Annotated in this window: 21 protein-coding genes; 18 read left to right on the top strand and 3 right to left on the bottom strand. The window is 67.8% G+C overall.

Features of this window, described 5'->3' with window-relative positions; translation table 11 throughout:
• Positions 1–35 precede the first annotated feature (35 nt).
• Positions 36–1,115 (bottom strand): 4-hydroxyphenylpyruvate dioxygenase, encoded by a 1,080-nt coding sequence (gene hppD, locus DPR14_RS07730; protein WP_158044628.1) that lies wholly within the window; start codon positions 1,113–1,115, stop codon positions 36–38.
• Positions 1,116–1,439: 324 nt separating this feature from the next.
• Between hppD and DPR14_RS28095 the strand changes: the two genes are divergently transcribed.
• The 5 genes from DPR14_RS28095 (at position 1,440) to DPR14_RS07705 (ending at position 6,499) form a co-directional block, all read left to right on the top strand.
• A complete protein-coding gene (locus DPR14_RS28095) occupies positions 1,440–2,234 on the top strand; it encodes a UDP-2,3-diacylglucosamine diphosphatase (protein WP_158044627.1) in 795 nt (264 codons plus the stop codon).
• On the top strand, positions 2,231–3,253 hold the full coding sequence (locus tag DPR14_RS07720) for a glycosyltransferase family 4 protein (RefSeq protein WP_158044626.1): 1,023 nt from the start codon (positions 2,231–2,233) through the stop codon (positions 3,251–3,253). The genes DPR14_RS28095 and DPR14_RS07720 overlap by 4 nt, the downstream gene beginning before the upstream one ends.
• A 207-nt stretch (positions 3,254–3,460) precedes the next feature.
• Complete coding sequence (locus tag DPR14_RS07715) at positions 3,461–4,615, top strand: 3-deoxy-D-manno-octulosonic acid transferase (RefSeq protein ID WP_343038716.1); 1,155 nt, start codon at positions 3,461–3,463, stop codon at positions 4,613–4,615.
• A complete protein-coding gene (lpxK, locus tag DPR14_RS07710) occupies positions 4,612–5,619 on the top strand; it encodes a tetraacyldisaccharide 4'-kinase (RefSeq protein ID WP_158048037.1) in 1,008 nt (335 codons plus the stop codon). The genes DPR14_RS07715 and lpxK overlap by 4 nt, the downstream gene beginning before the upstream one ends.
• Positions 5,609–6,499 carry an LpxL/LpxP family acyltransferase gene (locus DPR14_RS07705; protein ID WP_158044624.1) on the top strand — a complete coding sequence of 297 codons (891 nt, stop codon included), beginning with the start codon at positions 5,609–5,611 and terminating at the stop codon, positions 6,497–6,499. Before lpxK ends, DPR14_RS07705 begins: the two co-directional genes overlap by 11 nt.
• A 42-nt stretch (positions 6,500–6,541) precedes the next feature.
• Here the strand turns inward: DPR14_RS07705 and xseA are convergent, their stop codons facing one another.
• Complete coding sequence (gene xseA / locus DPR14_RS07700; RefSeq protein WP_343038733.1) at positions 6,542–7,942, bottom strand: exodeoxyribonuclease VII large subunit; 1,401 nt, start codon at positions 7,940–7,942, stop codon at positions 6,542–6,544.
• Between the two features lie 317 nt (positions 7,943–8,259).
• On the opposite strand from xseA, the gene purD reads away from it, so the two are divergent.
• The 13 genes from purD to DPR14_RS07635 all read left to right on the top strand — a co-directional run bounded on the left by purD (position 8,260) and on the right by DPR14_RS07635 (position 22,277).
• Positions 8,260–9,549, top strand: a complete 1,290-nt coding sequence (gene purD, locus DPR14_RS07695; RefSeq protein WP_158044623.1) for a phosphoribosylamine--glycine ligase — start codon at positions 8,260–8,262, stop codon at positions 9,547–9,549.
• A 109-nt stretch (positions 9,550–9,658) separates the two neighbouring features.
• Complete coding sequence (locus tag DPR14_RS07690) at positions 9,659–10,618, top strand: Rpn family recombination-promoting nuclease/putative transposase (protein WP_192499344.1); 960 nt, start codon at positions 9,659–9,661, stop codon at positions 10,616–10,618.
• A gap of 81 nt (positions 10,619–10,699) precedes the next feature.
• Positions 10,700–12,352 carry a hypothetical protein gene (locus tag DPR14_RS07685; RefSeq protein ID WP_158044621.1) on the top strand — a complete coding sequence of 551 codons (1,653 nt, stop codon included), beginning with the start codon at positions 10,700–10,702 and terminating at the stop codon, positions 12,350–12,352.
• A gap of 23 nt (positions 12,353–12,375) precedes the next feature.
• Positions 12,376–13,446 carry a glycosyltransferase family 2 protein gene (locus DPR14_RS07680; protein ID WP_425501019.1) on the top strand — a complete coding sequence of 357 codons (1,071 nt, stop codon included), beginning with the start codon at positions 12,376–12,378 and terminating at the stop codon, positions 13,444–13,446.
• Positions 13,443–13,847 carry a GtrA family protein gene (locus DPR14_RS07675; RefSeq protein ID WP_158044620.1) on the top strand — a complete coding sequence of 135 codons (405 nt, stop codon included), beginning with the start codon at positions 13,443–13,445 and terminating at the stop codon, positions 13,845–13,847. Before DPR14_RS07680 ends, DPR14_RS07675 begins: the two co-directional genes overlap by 4 nt.
• Positions 13,848–13,918: 71 nt before the next feature.
• Positions 13,919–14,722, top strand: coding sequence for an undecaprenyl-diphosphate phosphatase (locus DPR14_RS07670; protein WP_158044619.1), 804 nt, complete (start codon positions 13,919–13,921; stop codon positions 14,720–14,722).
• Between the two features lie 80 nt (positions 14,723–14,802).
• Positions 14,803–15,645, top strand: coding sequence for a DUF4344 domain-containing metallopeptidase (locus DPR14_RS07665; RefSeq protein WP_158044618.1), 843 nt, complete (start codon positions 14,803–14,805; stop codon positions 15,643–15,645).
• 118 nt (positions 15,646–15,763) lie between these two features.
• A complete protein-coding gene (locus DPR14_RS07660) occupies positions 15,764–17,446 on the top strand; it encodes a methyl-accepting chemotaxis protein (protein ID WP_158044617.1) in 1,683 nt (560 codons plus the stop codon).
• 90 nt (positions 17,447–17,536) lie between these two features.
• Positions 17,537–18,385, top strand: a complete 849-nt coding sequence (gene dapF, locus DPR14_RS07655) for a diaminopimelate epimerase (RefSeq protein WP_158044616.1) — start codon at positions 17,537–17,539, stop codon at positions 18,383–18,385.
• Positions 18,382–19,641, top strand: coding sequence for a tRNA (N(6)-L-threonylcarbamoyladenosine(37)-C(2))-methylthiotransferase MtaB (mtaB, locus tag DPR14_RS07650; protein ID WP_158044615.1), 1,260 nt, complete (start codon positions 18,382–18,384; stop codon positions 19,639–19,641). Before dapF ends, mtaB begins: the two co-directional genes overlap by 4 nt.
• Positions 19,635–19,874, top strand: coding sequence for a hypothetical protein (locus DPR14_RS27250; protein ID WP_192499343.1), 240 nt, complete (start codon positions 19,635–19,637; stop codon positions 19,872–19,874). The genes mtaB and DPR14_RS27250 overlap by 7 nt, the downstream gene beginning before the upstream one ends.
• Positions 19,823–20,758 carry a signal recognition particle-docking protein FtsY gene (ftsY, locus tag DPR14_RS07640; RefSeq protein ID WP_158044614.1) on the top strand — a complete coding sequence of 312 codons (936 nt, stop codon included), beginning with the start codon at positions 19,823–19,825 and terminating at the stop codon, positions 20,756–20,758. Before DPR14_RS27250 ends, ftsY begins: the two co-directional genes overlap by 52 nt.
• 7 nt (positions 20,759–20,765) lie before the next feature.
• A complete protein-coding gene (locus DPR14_RS07635) occupies positions 20,766–22,277 on the top strand; it encodes an AMP nucleosidase (RefSeq protein WP_158048035.1) in 1,512 nt (503 codons plus the stop codon).
• Positions 22,278–22,286: 9 nt separating this feature from the next.
• On the opposite strand, the gene DPR14_RS27245 is transcribed toward DPR14_RS07635, so the two are convergent.
• The gene (locus DPR14_RS27245) at positions 22,287–22,448 is read right to left on the bottom strand and encodes a hypothetical protein (RefSeq protein WP_192499342.1); all 162 of its coding nucleotides are present in this window, start codon (positions 22,446–22,448) and stop codon (positions 22,287–22,289) included.
• Positions 22,449–22,493: the final 45 nt, after the last annotated feature.

Here is a 22,493-nt window from a genome sequence, read left to right as displayed (position 1 = left end):
CCGGCAGGTGTCCCGCCGCCGCGCTCCCCTCTTTTTCACCCGTCTTCCTGAAGCACGCCGCGGCGGATCTGGTCGCGCTCGATGCTCTCGAACAAGGCCCGGAAATTGCCCTCGCCGAACCCCTCGTCGCCCTTGCGCTGGATCACCTCGAAGAAGATCGGCCCGATCACCGTGTTGGTGAAGATCTGGAGCAGCAGGCCGCCGCCGGGTGCGCCGTCGATCAGCAGGTGGTCCCGCTTCAGACGCTCCACGTCCTCGCCGTGCCCCGGCAGCCGGTCCGCCAGCATCTCGTAATAGGTGTCGGGGGGAGGTGCCAGGAACTCCACGCCCCGGCTGCGGGCCAGTTCCACCGTCTCGTAGATATCGTCGGTCGCGAGCGCGATGTGCTGGATGCCCTCGCCCTTGTAAGCCCGGAGATATTCCTCGATCTGAGACTTGTCGTCGGAGGATTCGTTGATCGGGATGCGGATCTTGCCGCAGGGACTGGTCATCGCCTTCGACTTCAACCCCGTCAGCTTGCCCTCTATGTCGAAGTAGCGGATCTCTCGGAAGTTGAACAGCTTCGTATAGAAGTCCGACCACTCGGTCATGCGGCCGCGGTGCACGTTGTGGGTCAGGTGGTCGATCGAGCTGAGCCCAAGCCCCTTCGGCGCGCTTTCGGCTCCATCGATGAACTCGAAATCCACGTCGTAGATGCTGCGGTCGCCGTAGCGGTCCACCAGGTAGATCAGGCTGCCGCCGATGCCCTGGATCGCCGGAATGTTCAGTTCCATCGGCCCGGCGGTGCCCGCCACGCCCTTGGCGCCCAGTTCGGTCGCCCTCTTGTAGGCATGGGCCGCATCGGCGACGCGGAATGCGATCGCGCAGACGCTGGGGCCGTGGACCCGGGCGAAGGCCTGCGCGAAGCTGTCCGGCTCCGCGTTGACGACGAAGTTCACTCCCCCCTGCCGGTACAGGGTCACGTCCTTGGAGCGGTGCCGCGCCACGGCGGTGAAGCCCATCCGCTCGAACAGGGCGCCCAGTTCCTTGGTGTCCGGAGCGGTGTACTCGACGAACTCGAACCCGTCGGTGCCCATCGGGTTCTGGTCGGTGATCCGGCCGTCGGACTTCGGCATTGTTTCCTCCCGCGGTTGTTTACAGGCAAAGCGAAAACGACCTGCATATCCATATGGGACGCGGATCGCCGCTCGCCGCCCAAAATTCGCGGAGCCGGAGCATGCCTGGAGATGAAGGCGACGCCTTCCTTTCTGCGACGACAAGCTCAGCAAAACGTATAGAGTTATGTAGTATTTCCGATTTATTACATCGCGAAGTCGCCAATATTACAAGAATAATAAGATTACGTTGCGGGAGAACTTGCAACACGCCAAAACATTGCCAGCAGCTTTTATTTAGATGTATATCGGCGCCGACTTCGCAAGCCCTAGAGGAGCCGGCGCATGCAGCCAGACATTGGTGTGCGGCACTATCGAAGCATCTGGATCTCGGACGTTCACCTGGGAACCCGCGGTTGCCAAGCCGACCTTCTTCTGGATTTCCTCCGCTGTCACGACTCCGAATACCTGTACCTCGTCGGCGACATCGTCGACGGCTGGCGCCTGAAGCGCAGCTGGTACTGGCCGCAGGCCCACAACGGCGTGGTCCAGAAGCTTCTGCGCCGCGCGCGCAAGGGCGCCAAGGTCTTCTACATCCCCGGCAACCATGACGAGGCGTTCCGGGAGTATATCGGGCTGAACTTCGGCGGGGTCGCCGTGGTCGAGGACGCGGTCCACACCACGGCCGACGGCCGGCGGCTCCTGGTGATCCACGGCGACCAGTTCGACGCCGTCGTCAAATACGCCAAATGGCTCGCCCACCTGGGCGACGGCGCCTACACGGCGCTGCTGGGGATCAACACCTGGTTCAACTATGTGCGCCGAAAACTGGGCTTCACATACTGGTCCCTCTCGGCTTATCTGAAGCACCGCGTCAAGAACGCCGTCGAGTATATCGGCGACTACGAAAAGGCGCTGGCCGAGGAGGCGCGCCGTCGCAACGTCGATGGAGTCATCTGCGGGCATATCCACAGCGCCGAAATGCGTCCCATGGAGGGGGTGCTCTATTGCAACGACGGGGATTGGGTCGAATCCTGCACGGCTCTCGTCGAGCACGAGAGCGGCGAGCTGGAAATCATAAACTGGGCGGCTTCACGTCGCTTGCTGCCAGTCAAGATCTCAGCCAGGGCGGCAGCGTGAAGATTCTGATCGTTTCGGATGCCTGGTACCCGCAGGTCAACGGGGTCGTCCGCACCCTGACGACCATTCGGGAAGAACTGGAGAAACTCGGCCATGCCGTCGAGATCATCGGTCCGGACCGCTTCCGCACCGTTCCGCTGCCCGGCTATCCGGAAATCCGGCTGGCGCTCGGCGCCGGGCGGAAGCTCGCCCGCATGATCGAGTCCAGCAACCCCGGCGCCATCCACATCGCGACCGAAGGACCGCTGGGGTTCGCCGCCAGAAGCTACTGCCTGAAGCACGACATTCCTTTCACCACCGCCTACCACACCCGCTTTCCCGAATATATCCGCGACCGCGTCCCGGTGCCGCTGGCACTGAGCTACGCGGCCGTCCGCCGCTTCCATGCCCCGGCCGCCGCGGTGATGGTCGCGACGCAGTCGATCGAGGACGCCCTGGAGGCCCGCGGCTTCCGCAACATCCGCCGCTGGTCCCGCGGGGTCGATACCGACCTGTTCCGGCCGCGGGACAAGGACTTCCTGACCGATCCACGGCCGATCACCCTGTATGTCGGCCGCATCGCGGTGGAGAAGAACCTGGAGGCCTTCCTCAAGCTGGATTTTCCCGGCACCAAGTACGTGGTCGGCGACGGCCCGCAGTTGGAAGAGTACCGCCGGCGCTATCCGGGGGTGAAGTTCGCGGGAGCGCGCCATGGGGAAGAGCTGGCGCAGTATTTCGCCGCGGCCGACGTCTTCGTCTTCCCGTCCAGGACCGACACTTTCGGTCTCGTCCTGCTCGAAGCGCTGGCCTCGGGCGTGCCGGTCGCGGCCTTTCCGGTGCCGGGACCGCTCGACGTGGTGGACGGCGCGGCGGTCGGATGCCTGGACGAGGATCTGGCTCGAGCCGTCAGTTGCGCCCTCGCCATCCCTGCGGAACGCTGCCGTGCATATGCGCTGACCTGGTCCTGGCGCGCCTCGGCCGAACAATTCCTCAACAACCTCAAGCCTTTGAGCTGTTCGGACCGATTGGTACAGTCCTAAGACGAAAAGCCTTAGCCCTCCCCGACGATCGTGGTAAGGTGCCGCGCTTTTTCACGCCGGACTGGTCACCGTTCTCAGATGTTGCAGACAATCTATCGCGGGCTGACGGAAATCGGCGGGCCCGCGATACGGTTGTATCTCGCCCGCCGCCGTGCAGCCGGAAAGGAAGATCCGGCCCGGGGTCCGGAACGGTTGGGCTGTGCCTCAGTGCATCGTCCCTCCGGACCGCTCGCCTGGTTCCATGCCGCGAGCGTCGGGGAGTCCCTGTCGGTTCTGGTCCTGATCAACCGTCTGCTGGAACGGTATCCGGATCTCAACGTGCTCGTCACGACCGGAACCGTCACCTCGGCCGAGCTGATGGCGCGGCGACTGCACGCCCGGGCGATCCACCAGTATGTGCCGGTGGACAGGATGCCCTATGTCCGGCGCTTCCTGGACCACTGGCGGCCCGACCTCGCGCTCTGGATCGAGTCCGAGATCTGGCCGAACCTGCTGTGCGAGATCGGCCGCCGCCGCATCCCCGCCGCCCTGGTCAATGCCCGCATGTCCGCCGGTTCGTTCCGCAACTGGAGCCGGGTGCCGGGCTTCATCGGCCCCCTGCTGCGGACCTTCAGCCTCTGCCTGGCCCAGACCGAACTGGAGGCCGACCGGCTGCGCAGGCTGGGCGCCCGCGACGTGCGCTGCGTCGGCAACCTGAAATTCTCGGCGGAGCCTCTGCCGGCCGATCCCGCGGCCCTGGCTGTCCTGCGCCAGGCTTTCGGCGACCGTCCTCTGTGGCTGCTGGCGAGCAGTCATCCCGGGGAGGAGGCCATCGCGGCCGATGTCCACACCGCCCTGCGCGACCGCCTGCCCGGCCTGCTCACCGTGATCGTGCCGCGCCATCCCCAACGGGGCGGCGAAGTCTCCGGCCTGCTGGACGAACGCGGCCTCGCCTCGGCGGTTCGCTCCACCGGCGGCCTGCCCGGCCCGGAACACGAGGTCTATGTCGCCGACACCGTGGGCGAGTTGGGCCTGTTCTTCCGACTGGCGCCTGTCGTCTGCGTCGGCGGTTCGCTGGTGCCGATCGGCGGCCACAACCCGGTCGAGCCCGCCCAACTCGGCTGCGCCGTGATCCATGGCCCCCACATGACGAACTTCTCCGAGGTGGCCGCCCAGCTCCAGGCCGGCCAGGCCGCCGTGGCCATCCGGGACGGTGAGGAACTGGCCCGGGAGGTCGGCCGATTGCTGACCGACGACGCCGATCGGTCGCGGCTGGCCAAGGCCGCAGGCGCCGTCGCCGACCGGAACCGGCGGGTGGTCGATGCCGTGCTGGACGCCCTCGCCCCGACCCTCGCCGCCGCCGGCATCGCGCCATGCCCCTGAAGACCCCGGCCTTCTGGTACGCTCCGCCCGGTATGGCAGCGCGCCTGCTGTCGCCGGCCGGCCGGCTGTTCGCCGCGATCGGCCGGGTCCGCCGGGCGTCGGCCCATAAGGAGCATACCGGAGTCCCGGTGATCTGCGTCGGCAACCTGGTGGCTGGCGGCGCCGGAAAGACGCCGGTGGCGCTGGCCGTCGCCGCCGCCCTCGGTTCCCGTGGCGTCCACTTCCTGACCCGCGGCTATGGCGGGCGGGAGAAGGGTCCTCTCCTGGTCGATCCCGCCGGGCACGACGCGGCCTCGGTCGGCGACGAGGCGCTCCTGCTGGCCAGGGCCCGGCCGACCTGGGTGGCCCGCGACCGGGTCGCCGGTGCCCGGAGCGCCGCCGCGGCCGGAGCCGAGATCATCGTCATGGACGACGGCTTCCAGAACGCCCGACTGGGAAAAGACCTGTCGATCCTGGTCGTCGATGGCGGCGCCGGTTTCGGCAACGGCCACACTATTCCGGCCGGCCCCCTGCGGGAGCCGGTCGACATCGGCCTGGCGAGGGCCGATGCGGTGGTCGTGCTGGGCCGCGACACCGCGGGGGTGGCGCAGCGGGTCGGCAGCCGCCTTCCGCTCCTCCGGGCTCGCCTGACGCCCGATCCCGCCGCCGCGCGAGCCTTGCGCGGACAGCGCGTGGTCGCGTTCGCCGGCATCGGCAGGCCGGCCAAGTTCTTCGAGACGCTGGACGACATGGGTGCCCATCTGGTCGGCAGGATCGCATTCGCCGACCATCACCCCTATCTACCGGACGAGGTCATGCGCCTGGTCGAACATGCCGCCGGACTCGGCGCCTCCCTGGTCACCACCGCGAAGGATGCGGTGCGGCTTCCGCCGGATGCCCGCGCGATGGTCCGGGTGGTGCCGGTGTCGGTCGTCTGGGACGACCCGTCGGCACTGGACCATCTCCTGGCACCCTGTGCTTCCCTATACGCCTCCTCCTGCGCACCAAGTCCCCATGGCCCATAGAACCGATTTCGCGCGGCTGCGCCGCCGCTACCTTGGATATCCGCTGGAAGCGGCCTTTCTCTATTTTGTTTATGGAGTGTTCGCGGTGCTGCCGCTCGACGCCGCCTCAGCGCTGGGCGGCTGGATCGGTCGCACCGTCGGCCCGCGCCTGGGTACATCGCGCAAGGCCCTGCGCAACATCGATCACGCCCTGCCTGACGCCACGCCGGAACGGCGGAAGGAGATCCTGCGCGGCATGTGGGACAATCTGGGTCGGGTCATGGCCGAGTATCCCCACCTCGACGAGGTCTGGCGCCGTACCGAGATGATCGGTGCGGACAGCGTCCTGCGGATGGCGAAGGCCAGGACTCCCACGCTGTTCTTCTCCGCCCACCTCGCCAATTGGGAACTCAACACCATGGGGGCGACCCGCAACGGCCTGCCGATCACGGCCGTCTATCGCCGCCCCAACAACCCTGCGGTAGGCCGCCTCATCGACCATGTCCGCGCAGTCACCGGCAGCCGCTTCGTCGCCAAAGGCCGCACCGGCGCCCGCGAGATCATGGCGACCCTGCGGGACGGCGGCAGCGTCTGCATGATGATCGACCAGAAAATGAACGACGGCATTCCGGTCCCGTTCTTCGGGCGCGACGCCATGACCGCGCCGGCGATCGCCCAACTCGCCCTGCGGTTCGACTGTCCGATCGTCCCGGTCCTGACCGAACGCCTGGGCGGCGCCAGGTTCCGGCTGACCGTCTTCCCGCCGATGGACGTGCCGAAGTCCGGCAACCGCGACGCCGACGTGCGCGCCATGATGGTCAGGATCAACGCCGTGGTGGAGGAGTGGGTCCGCGCCAGGCCCGAGCAGTGGCTGTGGCTCCACCGGCGCTGGCCGGACTGAGCCGGCCCCGGGGCCGCCGGGGAGGTCGGCGGCGGGACAGCCTCAGAACAACAGCCCCTGCTTGGCCTTCGCCTCCGTCTTGCGCGGCTGCTTCGGCGTTTCCGCCCTGCGCGCCAGCCCGCCTCCGCCGACGACGGCATCGACCTTGCCGTCATGGAATTCCAGCGTCACCGGCATGCCGGCCTTCGCGTCGCCCGCGGAGGTGACCGGTTGCTCGGCGCCGTCGGTCACCAGGGCGAACCCGCGCTCCAGGATGCCTCGATACGAATAGCTCTCCAGCAGGGCCGCTCCCGCCTTGAGGCGGTTCGTGCGCTCGGCGACCAGCCGGCCATAGCCGGCATCCATCCGCTCGCCCAGTTCGGCAAGCCTACGGCCGCCGTCCCCGACGCGGATGCGGATTGGCAGCAGCGTCAGCCGCGAAGCGACGCGGCCGAGCCGGCTTTCCTCCGCCGCGACCACATGGCGCAGGCCGGCACCCAGCGCGCGCGCTTCCGATTGCAGGCGCCCGCGCGCCGCCGTCATCACCTCGCGCGGGTGGCGCAGCTTAGCGCCCAGTTCGGCGACCCGCGTCCGCCGGCGCTCGATCGTGCCGGCGACCGCGATGCCCAGCCGCTCCCAGCGGTCGTCCAGCCGCTGGACGCAGCCTTCCAGCAGCGTCTGCGGATCGCCCAGGCCACGCGCCAGGCCGTCGACCAGGTTGCGCCGCTCCAGGATCATCCGCCCGGTGCCGCCGTGCAGCCGGCGCTGGCAGTCGAGCACCTGGGCGATCAGCTCGGCCCGGACGGGCACCGCCATCTCGGCCGCGGCGGTCGGGGTCGGCGCCCGCCGGTCCGACGCGAAGTCGATCAGAGTGGTGTCGGTCTCGTGCCCGACGGCGGAGATCAGCGGGATCGCGCTTTCGGCCGCGGCGCGCACCACGATCTCCTCGTTGAAGGCCATCAGGTCTTCCAGCGAGCCGCCGCCGCGCGCCACGATGATCAGGTCGGGCCGCGGCACCGGCCCGCCCGGCGCGATCCCGTTGAACCCCCTGATCGCGGCGGCGACCTGGGCGGCGGCCCCCTCGCCCTGCACCGCGACCGGCCACAGCAGCACATGGCGCGGAAACCGGTCGGCCAGACGGTGCAGGATGTCGCGGATCACCGCTCCGGTCGGAGAGGTGACGACACCGATCACACCAGGCAGGAACGGCAGCGGGCTCTTGCGCGACGCGTCGAACAGCCCCTCCGCGGCCAGCCGGCGCTTGCGCTCCTCCAGCAGCTTGAGCAGCGCGCCCTCGCCGGCCAGTTCCATCGTCTCGATCACCAGCTGGTACTGCGACCGGCCGGGATACGTGGTCAGGCGGCCGGTGCAGATGACCTCCATCCCCTCCTCGGGACGGACCGCCAGCTTGGCGACGGTGCCGCGCCAGCAGACCGATTCGATGACCGACGTCTCGTCCTTCAGGCGCAGGTAGACGTGGCCGGAGCCGTGCCGCTTGGGCTGGGAAACCTCGCCCGGACGCGCACATACCCGAAGGACTCCTCGACCGTGCGCTTCAGCGCCCGCGACAATTCTGTCACGGTGAACTCGGCAAGGTTCGAGCCGGGGCGGCTGGGGCGGGATCGCGATCCATTAGGGGTTGGTCTTGTGTCATGGCGTCGGCATGATACAAGCCTTCGCCTTCGCAACAAGGCCGTAAGGCCCCCGCCCTGGAAACAGGGCTTCAAAAGCACGCCTTGGAAACAGGGCTTCAAAAGGACGTCGTAGAGGACTAGAGGCTCATGAAGGTACTGGTGGTCGGCTCGGGTGGACGCGAGCACGCGCTCTGTTGGGCGATCGCGGCGTCACCCCTCTGCGACAAGCTCTACTGCGCGCCCGGCAACGCAGGCATCACGCGGGAAGCCGAGTGCGTGGCGATCAAGGCGGACGATCTGGACGGCCTGGTGCGATTCGCCACGGAAAACGCCATCGACTTCGTCGTCGTCGGGCCGGAGCAGCCGCTGGTGCTGGGTCTGGTGGACCGGCTGGAGGCCGCAGGCATCAAGGCGTTCGGACCGACCGCGGCCGCCGCGGCGCTCGAGGGCTCCAAGGGCTTCATGAAGGATCTCTGCGCCAAGTACGGCATCCCCACCGCCGCCTATGGCCGTTTCACCGACGCCGGGTCGGCCCGCGCCTTCGTCCGCGAACGGGGCGCTCCGATCGTCGTCAAGGCCGACGGGCTGGCGGCCGGCAAGGGCGTGACCATCGCCCGCACCGTCGAGGAGGCCCTGGCCGCGATCGACGAGGCGATGGTCGAGTCGCGGTTCGGCGATGCCGGCGCCGAGTTGGTGATCGAGGAGTTCCTGGCGGGGGAGGAAGCCAGCTTCTTCGCCCTGGTCGACGGTTCCACCGCCCTGCCTCTGGTCTCGGCCCAGGACCACAAGGCGGCGTTCGACGGCGACACCGGCCCAAATACCGGGGGCATGGGCGCCTATTCCCCGGCGCCGGTGATGACCGCGGCGCTGGAAGCGCGCGTCATGCGGGAGATCATCGAGCCGACCGTGCGCGGAATGGCGGCCGAGGGCCGGCCGTTCAAGGGCGTGCTCTATGCCGGCCTGATGATCGTGGACACGCCGCAGGGGCCGGCGCCCAAGCTGCTGGAATACAACACCCGGTTCGGCGACCCGGAAACCCAGGTGCTGATGAAGCGGATGATGTCGGACGTGCTGCCGGCCCTGATCGCGTCCCGAGACGGCGTCCTGAAGAATTTCCAGCTCCGCTGGTACGACGACGCGGCCCTCTGCGTCGTCATGGCCGCCAGGGGCTATCCCGGCGACTATGTCCGCCGGACCGAGATCCACGGATTGGACGAGGCCGGCGCCCTGCCCGACGTCACGGTATTCCATGCCGGCACCGTCCTGTCGGACGACGGCCATGTCCTGGCTGACGGCGGCCGGGTGCTGGGCGTCACCGCCATCGCCCCGACGGTGCGCGAAGCCCAAGGCCTGGCTTACGAGGCCGTGGACAGGATCAGCTGGCCGGAAGGCTTCTGCCGCCGCGACATCGGCTGGCGCGCGGTCGGGCGGGGGTGAGTCGCTCCCCGCCCCCGGGTCATAGGGTCGCGGGCAACGCCCACCGCTTGCGAAGGGTTGCGGGCGCATGCAGAGAAGCGGGACTCCATTCCACGGGATACCCGCCCCGATGCCTGCTTCCGACAGCCTCTACCACCGCCTATTTTCCCACCCGTCGATGGTCGAGCAGCTGATCCGCGGCTTCGTGCCGGAGGAGGTCGCCGCCGGGCTGGACTTCACCCGCATGGAGCGGGTCAACGCCAAGTTCCACGCCCGCGACGGCCGCCGGCGCGAGGGCGACCTGATCTGGCGCGTGCCGACCCTGTCGGGCGAGGTGGTCCACATCTACCTGATGCTGGAGTTCCAGTCGCGCACCGACTGGTGGATGGCGATCCGGGTCATGGTCTATGTCGGCCTGCTGTGGCAGCAGCTCATCCAGGAGCTGAAGCTGCCGGCCGGCTCGCCCCTGCCGCCGGTGCTGCCGGTGGTGCTCTACAACGGCGAGGCCCCGTGGAACGCGCCCCTGGACACCGCCGGCCTGATGGGCCTGGACCCCGACGCGGCGCTCTGGCCTTGGCAGCCGAGCATCCGCTATCATCTCATCGACGAGGGCAGGCTCGGCGCCGACGATCTCGCCCGAAGGGACGGCTTGGTGGCATTGCTCTTCCGGATCGAGACCTGCACCCGGCCCGCCGAGCTGCCCGGACTGGTCCGGGAGGTGATCGGCTGGTTCCAGGGGCATGCGGGCCACGACTCGCTGAAGCTGGCCTTCGGCGAGGTGGTGGCTCAGGCCATGGCGGCGCTGGTCGGCGGAGACGGGCCGGTGGCGGTCCCGTCGGGACTTTGGGAGGTTCAGGACATGCTGTCGGAGCGGATCAAGATCTGGGAGCGCGAGTTGCGGGCCGAAGCGCGGGCCGAGGCGAAAGCGGAGATGCTGTCGCGCCAGCTCCGGCGCCGGTTCGGCGACCTGCCGGCCGATACGGACCGCCTGATCGCCTCGGCGTCCATCGATCAGCTCGACACCTACATGGACCGTTTGATGGATGCGCGCACCCTCGCCGAGGTTTTCCCGGATCGCAAGCACGCCTGAGCGGAGCCTTGATCGCGCGGCGACCGGCGGGTAACTACATGCCATCGCCCGTCAGGGCCCAACCCTCCGATGCCGGTTCCCTTGACGCTTTCGATCTCGATCACGCCGGCCCGTCGCGCGGGGGACCGGACGGCAAGACTGACGGCCCTGGCGCTGGCATGCGCAGTCCCGCTCGGGCTCGTACTGCTCAACCTCGCCCTGGGACAGGACGCCAACTGGGATCTGCGGAACTACCACTGGTACAATCCCTACAGCTTCCTCAACGGGCGCTTCTTCTTCGACGTCGTGCCGGCCCAGACGCCGAGCTTCTACAACCCGACGCTCGACATCCCGTTCTTCCTGCTCGGCAACGCGGTCCCCGCCCCGGTCGCCTACGGCGTGCTGGCCTTCGTCCAGAGCCTCAACTTCGTCCTGCTGTTCGCCATCGCCCGGACCGTTCTCCAGATAGACGATCCGGTGCGGAAGGTCTGGGCCTCCGCCGCCATAGCGCTGGTCGGCGTGCTGGGCGGCGGGAGCGTGGCGCAGCTCGGTACCACCTTTCATGACAGCACCGTCGGCCTGGGCTTCCTGGGAGCGCTGGCACTGATCGCCGGGACACAGGACCGCCTGTTCGCCGGTCCCGGGCGGGCGGCCCTCGGCCTCGCCTTCGTGTCCGGGCTGATGGTCGGCGCCGCCATGGGGCTCAAGCAGCCCTCGGTCATCTACTGCATCGGCGTCTGCTTCGGCTTCCTCGCCGCTCCCGCCGCTCCCGGCCGCCGGCTGCTGCTGGCGATCGCCTGCGGGTTGGGCATAGTCGCGTCGGTGGTGCTGCTGTCCGGGCATTGGATGTGGTTCCTGTGGGAAACCCACGGCAATCCCCTGCACCCCTACTACAACAACATCTTCAAGTCGCCGCTGGGCGCCATCAGCGACTACAAGGACCTGGCCTACCAGCCGAAGTCGGCCTGGGAGAGGCTGACGCTCCCGTTCAGGATCAGCGCCGATCCGCAGGTCGCCGGCGAGATCACCTTCCGCGACCACCGGATCCTGACGCTCTACATCCTGCTCCCGGTGGCTGCGCTGGCAGGCATCCTGGCTGCCCCGGCGTCCCGGCGTTCCGGCGCGTCCCGTTCCATCTCCCGGCCCGGAGTCACCCGCTGGCTGCTGACGGTGGCGGCGCTTTCCTACGCAGCCTGGGCCTGGATGTTCTGCATCTACCGGTACGCGGTCCCGCTCGAGATGCTGGCCCCGCTCTGCATCGTCCTGGCGCTGGGAGTGCTGCCGCTGGCCCGCAACATGCGCGTCGCCGTGACGGCGGCGGTGCTGTCGGTCCTCCAGGCGACGACGGTCTGGGGGACCTGGGGGCGATCGGCCTGGACAAACAACGTGGTGGAATTCAACATGCCCGGGATACCCGATCCGGACCGGACGATGGTGCTGATCGGCGGGTACCAGCCGGTCGGCCACCTGATCCCGTCGTTTCCGCCGCAGATCCCCTTCGTGAGGTTGCAGAGCAATTTCGTCCAGCCCGATTCGACCGATAACGGTTATTCTGAAGTGCTTCGGCGTAGGGTGATGGACCACGGCGGAGATTATTTTATGATCGCGACAGTCCCGGATACCGATATCGCGGCCGACGCCGCGGCGTTCTACGGATTGACGCTCGATTGGGAAAGCTGCCAGGTGATCCACAACAACCTGGGCGAACCGCACAGTTTCTGCGCGGTCCGGCGGCCGATGGTGGATCGACAGTGAATTTTTTCGTCATCAGGTGACAATTGATAAACCAGTTCTCCGACGCCAGCCAAGATCGCAGCACGGCAGCCAAGCGCTCCCCCGTCGCCGTGGCCGTTCCGGACAGCGGCTCGCTTGAGGCGGCAGCACCCGGCCTGACGGGGGTGGAAATCGCCGTCCTGATCCCCTGCTACAACGAGGAAGCGTCGATCTCCTCGGTGGTCCGCGACTTCCGCAGCGCACTGCCGGGCGCCGCCATCTATGTCTACGACAACAACTCCAAGGACCGCACGGTCGAGCTGGCGCGCGAAGCGGGCGCCATCGTCCGTACCGAGCCGCTCCAGGGCAAGGGCAACGTGGTCCGGCGGATGTTCGCCGACATCGAGGCCGACGTCTATGTTCTGGTCGACGGTGACGACACCTACCACGCGCCCAGCGCGCCGGCTCTGGTCGCCAAGCTGGTCGGCCAGCAGCTCGACATGGTGAACGGCGCGCGGGTGACCGACATCGCCGCCGCCTACCGCCCCGGCCACCGTTTCGGCAACATGATGCTGACGGGCATCGTCGCGAAGATCTTCGGCAACCGGGTCGCCGACATGCTGTCGGGCTACCGGGTATTCTCGCGCCGCTTCGTCAAGAGTTTCCCGGCTCTCAGCGGCGGCTTCGAGATCGAGACGGAACTGACGGTCCATGCGCTGGAACTGCGCATGCCCATGTCCGATGTCACCACTCCCTACAAGGACCGACCGCCGGGGTCGGCCAGCAAGCTGCGGACGTATTACGACGGCTTCCGCATCCTGAAGCTGATCATGGTGCTGGTGAAGGAGGAGCGTCCGCTCCAGTTCTTCAGCGTGATCGCCGGCCTACTGGCGTTCCTGTCGATCGTGCTGGCTTGGCCGGTGGTCGCGACTTACATGCAGACCGGGCTGGTGCCGCGCCTGCCGACGGCGGTCCTGTCCACCGGGTTGATGCTGCTGGGGTTCCTCAGCCTGACCTGCGGCCTCATCCTCGAGACGGTGACCCGCGGCCGGCGGGAGATCAAGCGCATGCAGTATCTTCGGATACCCGCCCCGGGCGTTCGCGACCCGGCGCGCGACTCGAAGGACAAACGATGATCGACAGGCTTTTCCGGGCGGAGTTTATCCGCTTCGGCATCGTCGGGGTGGTCGGGCTGCTGGTCGACATAGCGGTCCTGTACCTGTGCCTGGATATCAGCGGCCTGGGTCTCTACGCATCGCGGCTGGTCTCGTACCTGGCTGCCGCGACGACCACCTGGGCGCTCAACCGCGCCTTCACCTTCAGCGGCAACCATGCCGGCAAGATCCACCACCAATGGGCTCGCTTCGTCGCGGTCAATGCCCTGGGAGGTGCCGTGAACTACGCGGTGTACGCGGCGCTGGTGGCTTCGAGCGATACCTTTGCCACCCATCCCGCCCTCGCCGTGGCGGCCGGATCCCTTTCGGGGCTTTTTTTTAATTTCACCGCCTCCAAGAAGCTGGTATTCCGCCGCGCGTGACGCCCCTCCCCCCGGAGGTGCGCGGTCACGCCGGCATCTTCCGGCCGGCCTGACACGGATCTGCGAAAAATATGGACGACAGTACCCTGATAAGCGCCCTGATGATGGGCGTGGTCGAAGGTTTGACCGAGTTCATCCCCGTTTCCTCCACCGGCCACCTGATCCTGATCGGGGACCTGCTGGGCTTCCAGGGTCCGCCCGGACGCCTGTTCGAGGTGGTGATCCAGCTCGGCGCCATCCTCGCGGTGTGCGTCGTCTATTTCCAGCGGCTCTGGCACATTGCGGTGACGCTGCCGACCAGTGCCGCGTCGCGCCGCTTCGTGATCGCCATCCTGCTGGCGTTCCTGCCGGCCGTCGTGATCGGCGTCTTCGCCCACGGCTTCATCAAGAGCGTGCTGTTCTCGCCCTACGTGGTCTCGGTGGCGTTGATTCTCGGCGGCATCGCGATCCTCGTGATCGAACGGAACCTGCCCGAGCCGCGCCATTTCGAGGTCGAGGCGTTCTCGCCGAAGCTGGCGCTCGGCATCGGCTTCGTCCAGACGCTGGCCATGATCCCGGGCGTCTCGCGCTCCGGTGCGACGATCCTGGGTTCGCTGCTGATGGGCGTCGAGCGCAGGACGGCGGCCGAGTTCTCGTTCTTCCTGGCGATTCCGACGATGGCGGGCGCCGTGGTCTACGACACCTACAAGAACTACAGCACCCTGACCACCGACGGTTCGCTGGTGATCGCGATCGGGTTCGTGGCCGCGTTCCTGGCCGGGCTTCTCGTGGTCAGGAGCCTCGTCGCCTTCGTCAGCCGCTACGGCTTCACCCCGTTCGGCTGGTACCGCATCGCGGTGGGTGCCGCGATGCTGGCGATCCTGTCCATACGCTAAGAAAGCTTGAGTAAAGCCGGACCTCCACGTAATACTTCCGGTCGAGGTATGGGAAATCGTTCCCTCGGGGAGGTCCGGACATGGTGCGGGTGCGGGGCGGCTTCTGCCGCCTGGTAGCGGGTATCGCCGTCATCCTGTCCTTCGCCCTCCCCGCCAGCGCCCGCCAGATCACGGCGGAAGAGCGCCGGGAAGCCGACCTGTTCGTCCTCGGCAACACCCTCTTCATCCTGTACCACGAGTTGGGTCATGCCCTGATCGACCTGCTCGGCCTTCCCGTCCTGGGCCATGAGGAGGACGCCGCCGACAATCTCGCCAGCATCATGATGATCCCGGACGAGCCGGACCCGGTGATGGACGAGTTGATCGTCGCCGCGGCCGACGGCTGGTACCTTGGGAATCTCCGGCAGCAGGAGGCCGGCAATGCCGCGCCGTCCTGGTGGGGCGAACATGCCCTCGACATGCAGCGGTTCTATTCCGTCGTCTGCCTGATGTACGGCAGCGATCCCGCGGGATTCGCCGAACTGGCGGACAGCGTCAACCTGCCCGCCGACCGGCGCACCTCCTGCGCCGGGGACTACCTGCAGGCCCGCGCGAGCTGGGGGCGCCTGCTCGGCCCCCACCTGTTACCCGCCGAGACGCGCGCGGACAGGCGAAGCGTCGTGGCACTCCAGCTCGATCCGCTCACCTCCAGCCACGGTTATGTCGCGTCCCTCCTGCACGAGTCGGGACTGATCGAGGCCGTTGCCCGCGATATCGGGACCGGGTTCAAGCTGCCGCGGGATCTGACCGTCCGTTTCCATGACTGCGGCGGGGGCAATGCGAATGCCTTCTACGAGAGCAGGTCCGCAACCGTAACCGTTTGTTATGAATTAGCGGCCTTCTATAACGAATTAATTATGACAGATATCGCCAGACGCCACTAAAAGTAATATACCCATAGATATATTCCACTATTGATATGGATCAACGCGGTTCGAAGAAGGCCGCATCACGCTCGTTCCGATCAAGTCATTCATCGGGCGGATAGCCGGGGGAAATACCATGACGCTCAACAACAGCAGTCTCTTGACCCGCCTTCTGGCAGGGTTCTCGGCGGTCCTGGCGCTGTCGTGTCTTCTCGGTCTGCTCGCCCTGAATCAGCTTGAGACCGTCACGAACCTGACGACCCAGCTCCATCACAACTCCTTCGCGGTCTCGACCTCTTCGCTGGAGGCGAACGCAGGCATCATCGGCATGCACCGCTCGATGAAGGACGTGGCATTGGCACCCGATGCCGCAGCGATCGACGCAGCCGTCGCCGCCGTCGACCTGCAGGAAAAGCAGGTCTTGGCAGCCATGGCCATGGTGCAGGAACGCTATCTCGGCGACCAGACCGACGTGGACGCTACGCTGAAGGCAATCCGCGACTGGCAGCCGATCCGGGCGCGCCTGATCGCCGCCATGAGGGCGGGCAATCGCGCCGAAGCGTCCGAGATCACCCGGACGGTCGGCGCCGCCCAGGTCAATTTGATCGGCGAACGGATGGGAAGCCTGATCGAAGCGGCCCGCACACGCGCCGCCGCCGCCGCCGCCGCCGCCAAGACGACCGGAAACGGGGCTTGGACGCTCATCCTCGGGGTACTCGCCGCCATGGTCACGATCGGCATCGTGATTGCCCTGGCGATCACCCGCAACGTCAGCGGTCAGATCGGACGCCTCCGCGACGCCATGGAACGGCTCGCCCGGCAGGATTACGGCGTGACGGTCCCCTACGCGGGCCATACCAACGAAATCGGCCAGATGGCCAAGGCGGTCGAATTCTTCAAGGAGAACGGGCTCGCCATCGAGCGGCTGCGCGCCGAGCAGGAGGCCGTCAAGGCCGGCGCGGAGGCAGAGCGCAAGCGGCAGATCATGGCGCTGGCCGACGATTTCGAATCCCACGTGGAGGCGGTGGTCGAACATGTCGCCTCCGCCGCGACCGAGATGACCGCGACCGCCAGTTCCATGTCCGCCTGCGCGGAGCAGGCGACCCGCCAGTCCGCCGCCGCCGCCGCCGCCGCCGAGGAGGCGTCGGGCAACGTCCAGACCGTCGCCTCCGCGGCGGAGGAGCTTTCCTCCTCCATCGCCGAGATCGGCCGGCAGGTCACCCAGGCGACGGGCACGACCCGGGAGGCCGTGGCGAAGGCCGAGCGCACCAACTCGATCGTCGCCGGCCTATCCGACGCCGCCCACAAGATCGGCGAGGTGGTCAGCCTGATCAACGACATCGCGAGCCAGACCAACCTGCTGGCGCTGAACGCCACGATCGAGGCGGCGCGGGCGGGAGAGGCCGGCAAGGGCTTCGCCATCGTCGCGTCGGAGGTCAAGAACCTCGCCAACCAGACCGCCAAGGCTACGGAGGAGATCGCCAGCCAGATCTCCTCGGTCCAGGGAGCGACCGGACAGGCCGTCGCCGCCATCCAGGACATCGCGGCGACGATCGCCGCCGTCAGCGACGCTTCCACCGCCATCGCCTCGGCGGTGGAGCAGCAGCGCGCCGCCACCGACGAGATCGCCCGCAACGTCGAGCAGGCCGCCCGCGGTACCCAGGAGGTCTCGGCGAACATCGCCGGCGTCTCCGAAGCCGCCCACGAGGCCAGCCGCGCCGCCAGCCAGGTCCTGTCCGAGGCGGGGCAACTCTCCAAGCAGTCGGAATCCCTCAACCGCGAGGTCGGCACCTTCATGCACAAGGTCCGCGCGGGGTAAGCACGGCCGGGGGCATCAAGCCCCCGCCTGCCGCCGATCAGGTCTGCGGCCATGGACTTGAGGGCCGCGATCGCCATATAACGGCGCACCATGACCATCCCGTTCCTGAAAATGCACGGGCTCGGCAACGACTTCGTCGTCATCGATGCCCGCGGCGGCAACTTGTCCCTGAACGAAGCGCAGGCCCGCGCCATCGCGGACCGGCGCACGGGCGTGGGCTGCGACCAGTTCATCGTGATCGAGCCTCCGAAGACCTCGGGCGCCACCGCCTTCATGCGCATCCGCAATCCCGACGGCAGCGAGGCCGGAGCCTGCGGCAACGCGACGCGCTGCGTCGCCCATCTCCTGATGCGGGAGTCGGGCCAGCCCAGCGCGGTGGTCGAGACGATCGCAGGGCTGCTGCCCGCCGTCGCCGCCGAGGACGGCATGGTCACCGTGGACATGGGACCGGCGCGGCTCGATTGGCGCGACATTCCGCTGGCCGGTCCCGCCGACACGCTGAGGCTCGACGTCGCCGAGGGCGGCTATGCCGGCCCGGTCGCGGTCGGCATGGGCAACCCGCACGCGGTCTTCTTCGTGGACGACGTGGCGGCGGTTCCGCTCGACCGGGTCGGCCCCCGGCTGGAGCATCATCCCGCCTTCCCCATGCTGTCCAACATCGAGTTCGCCCAGGTGCTCTCGCCGACCCGCATCCGCATGCGGGTCTGGGAACGCGGCGCCGGCATCACCCGGGCCTGCGGCTCGGGAGCCTGCGCCGTGCAGGTGGCGGCCGTCCGCCGCGGCCTGACCGAGCGCCGGGCCGAAGTCATTCTCGACGGCGGCAGCCTGATCATCGAGTGGCGTGAGGACGGCCACGTCCTGATGACCGGCCCGGTCGCTCTCAGCTTCACCGGGCGTCTGGCACCGGACCTGGTGGCACCGGACCTGGTGGAAGCATGAGCGCCGATATCGTCACGTTCGGCTGCCGGCTGAACACCTACGAGTCCGAGGTGATGCGCGAGAACGCCTCGGCCGCCGGCATGACCGACACGGTGATCTTCAACACCTGCGCCGTCACTTCCGAGGCCGAGCGCCAAGCCCGCCAGGCGATCCGCAAGATGCGTCGCGAGCGGCCCGGCGCCCGCATCATCGTGACCGGCTGCGCCGCCCAGATCGACCCGGCCAAGTACGCCGCGATGCCCGAGGTGGACCAGGTGCTCGGCAACGAGGAGAAGCTGAAGCCGGAGAGCTTCGGCCTGACCGCCCCGACCGAGCGCGTGCTGGTCAACGACATCATGTCGGTGACCGAGACCGCCGGCCACCTGATCGGCGGGCTGGAAGGCCGGGCGCGCGCCTTCGTCCAGGTCCAGAACGGCTGCGACCACCGCTGCACCTTCTGCATCATTCCCTACGGCCGGGGCAATTCGCGCTCCGTGCCGATCGGCGAGGTGGTCCGGCAGGTCCGCCTGCTGGTCCGGTCCGGCTACAACGAGGTCGTGCTGACCGGAGTGGACATCACGTCCTACGGCCCCGACCTGCCCGGACGCCCGACGCTGGGCCAGATGATCCGCCGCCTGCTGGCCCAGGTGCCGGACCTGAAGCGCCTGCGCCTGTCCTCGCTCGACCCGGTGGAGATCGACGACGACCTCTGGCGCCTGATCGCGGAGGAACCGCGCCTGATGCCGCACCTCCATGTCAGCCTCCAGGCCGGCGACGACATGGTGCTGAAGCGGATGAAGCGCCGCCACCTGCGCGGCGACGCGATAGAATTCTGCCGGCGCGCCCGCGACCTGCGGCCGGACATGGTGTTCGGCGCCGACCTGATCGCCGGTTTCCCGACCGAGACCGACGGGATGTTCGAGAACACCCTGCGCGCCGTGGACGAATGCGGCCTGACCTGGCTGCACATCTTCCCCTACTCCCCCCGTCCCGGCACGCCGGCCGCGAAGATGCCGCAAGTCGACGGCGGGCTGCGCAAGGAACGCGCCGCCCGCCTTCGCGATGCCGGGGCGCGCGCCGTCGGCCGCTTCCTGGCCGGCCGCGTCGGGACCCACGCCGCCGTGCTGGCGGAAAAGGAAACCATCGGCCGGACCGAGCAATTCGCCGAAGTGCGCCTGGATCAGCCGGTCGAACCCGGCGCCATCGTGCGCACCGCCATAATCGGCGTCGACGGAGAGCATCTGGTCGGCCGGATCGAGCGGAGCACTTCATGCTGAAATTCTGGCGCCGCAACAAGCAGGAGCCGGCCGAGACCAAGCCCGAGGACGTCGGCCCCAAGGTCTTCGACACTCCGCCCGAGCCGGAACCGGAACCCGTCGCCGAAGTCGAGCCGGAGCCGGAACCCGAGCCGGAACCCGAGCCGGAGCCGGTCGTCGCCTTCGCCCCGAGCCTGACCCTGTGCCCGAGCCCGCCCGCAAGGGATGGCTGTCACGCCTGCGCGAAGGGCTGACCAAGTCCACCACCAAGCTGACCGACGGCATCACCGGCATCTTCACCAAGCGCAAGCTCGACGACGAGGCGCTTGAGGAGCTGGAGGAATTGCTGATCACCGCCGACCTCGGCCCGGTGACGGCGGCCAAGGTGACCGCCGAGCTGGCCCGAACCCGCTTCGGCAAGGAGATCACTCCCGACGAGGTCCGGCGCACGCTGGCGGCCAGCATCGCCCAGATCCTGGAACCGGTCGCCGAGCCGCTGGAGATCGACGCCGCCGCCAAGCCGCACGTCATCCTCGTGGTCGGCGTCAACGGGGCCGGCAAGACCACGACGATCGGCAAGATGGCCAAGCAGTTCCGGCAGGAGGGCAAGTCCGTCATCATCGCCGCCGGCGACACCTTCCGCGCCGCGGCCGTCCAGCAGCTCCAGGTCTGGGGCGAACGCTCCGGCTGCCCCGTGATCGCCAAGGAGACCGGCGCCGACGCCGCCGGCCTCGCCTTCGACGCGCTGGAGCGGGCACGGCGGGAGAAGACCGACGTGCTGCTGATCGACACGGCGGGACGGCTCCAGAACAAGGCCAACCTGATGGCCGAGCTTCAGAAGATCATCCGCGTCGTCAAGAAGATCGACCCGGAAACACCGCATTCCGTCCTGCTGGTGCTCGACGCCACGACCGGCCAGAATGCGCACTCTCAGGTTGAAGTGTTCGGTGAGATGGTCAACGTGAACGGGCTGATCCTGACCAAGCTGGACGGTTCGGCGCGCGGCGGCGTGCTGGTGGCGCTGGCGGAAAAGTACAAGCTGCCGGTCCACTTCATCGGCGTCGGCGAGGGGATCGAAGACATGCGGCCCTTCGAGGCGGGCTCCTTCGCCCGCTCCCTGATGGGCCTGGAAGCGTGAGGTGACGATGCATAGCTCGTACAGCCATATCGGCCTTCCCTTCGCGGCGGAGCACTTCACCGACCCCGCCGCGGCGGTCGAGCGGGTGCGCGAGATCTACGAGGCCAACACCGCCTACCTGCGCGACTGCTTCACCCGCTTCACCAAAGGCGAGGACATGCAGCAGCGCGTCCATGCCTGCTACCCGTTCCTGCGCGTCCATACCGACACGAGCACGCGGGTGGACACCCGGCTGTCCTACGGCTTCGTCGCCGGCCCCGGCACCTATGCCACGACGCTGACCCGGCCCGACCTGTTCCAGCATTATTTTCTCGAACAGTTCGAACTGCTGCGCCGCAACCACGACGTGGTGCTGGAGGTCGGCGTCAGCCGGCAGCCGATCCCCGTCCATTTCGCCTTCCCCGAAGGGCTGCACGTCGAGGGCGACCTGACCCCGGATCGCCTGAGCCGGATGCGCGACAGCTTCGACCTGCCCGACCTGGCGCAGATGGACGACAGCATCGTCAACGGAACCCACCGGCAGGCGGCCGACGAGCCGGAGCCGCTGGCGCTGTTCACGGGACCGCGGGTCGACTATTCGCTGCACCGGCTGAAGCACTACACCGCGACCGCGCCGGAGCATTTCCAGAACTTCGTCCTGTTCACCAACTACCAGTTCTATATCGACGAGTTCATCCGGCTCGGCATGGAGGTGATGTCGCCGACCGACGATCCGGAGCGGCAGGCCTACCGCCGCCAGTACAGCGCCTTCGTCGAGCCGGGCGACTTCATCATTCCCAACCAGAACCTGGGTCCCGCCGACCCGCAGGGGACCCGCGTCGGGCGCCTGCCCCAGATGCCGGCCTACCACCTGAAGCGCCCGGACGGCTCCGGGATCACGATGGTCAATATCGGCGTCGGTCCCAGCAACGCCAAGACGATCACCGACCACATCGCCGTGCTGCGTCCGCACGCCTGGATCATGCTGGGCCACTGCGCCGGCCTGCGCAACACGCAGCGGCTGGGCGACTACGTCCTGGCTCATGGCTATGTGCGCGAGGACCACGTGCTGGACGCCGACCTGCCGATCTGGGTTCCGGTGCCGCCCCTGGCCGAGGTGCAGGTGGCCCTTGAAGAGGCGGTCGGGCAGATCACCGGCTTGACCGGCTACGAGCTGAAACGGGTGATGCGGACCGGGACGGTGGCGACCATCGACAACCGGAACTGGGAGCTGCGGGACCACAGCGAGATGGTCCAGCGCTTCAGCCAGAGCCGCGCGATCGCGCTGGACATGGAGAGCGCCACCATCGCGGCCAACGGCTTCCGCTTCCGGGTGCCCTACGGGACGCTGCTCTGCGTCTCCGACAAGCCGCTGCACGGCGAACTGAAGCTGCCGGGCATGGCGAACAACTTCTACCGGAACCAAGTGGACCAGCACCTGAAGATCGGCGTGCTGGCGATGGAACTGTTGCGCAAGAACGGGCTGGAAAAGCTGCACTCGCGCAAGCTTCGCAGCTTTGCGGAGGCAGCTTTCCAGTAAGGCGGAAGGCTACTTCTTCCCACCCTCGGACTCGACGTTCTCCGCACCCTTGCGCGTCCCGCCGAACTTGTCCGGCCCGCCGGCGTCGGGTGCGTCCGGCTTGCGGTGGTTGCCGGTGTTCTGCTGGTCCTCGGTATGCTTGACCGTCTGTTCGGTATGCGGCTGTTTCATGGTCATCCTCCATTGCGTGGTAGGACAACAGCTTAAACAGCCAAG

Source organism: Skermanella pratensis, assembly GCF_008843145.1.
GTDB lineage: Bacteria > Pseudomonadota > Alphaproteobacteria > Azospirillales > Azospirillaceae > Skermanella > Skermanella pratensis.
Note: the sequence above shows the minus strand (reverse complement) of the source record. Positions and strands in the feature narration are given on the sequence as shown.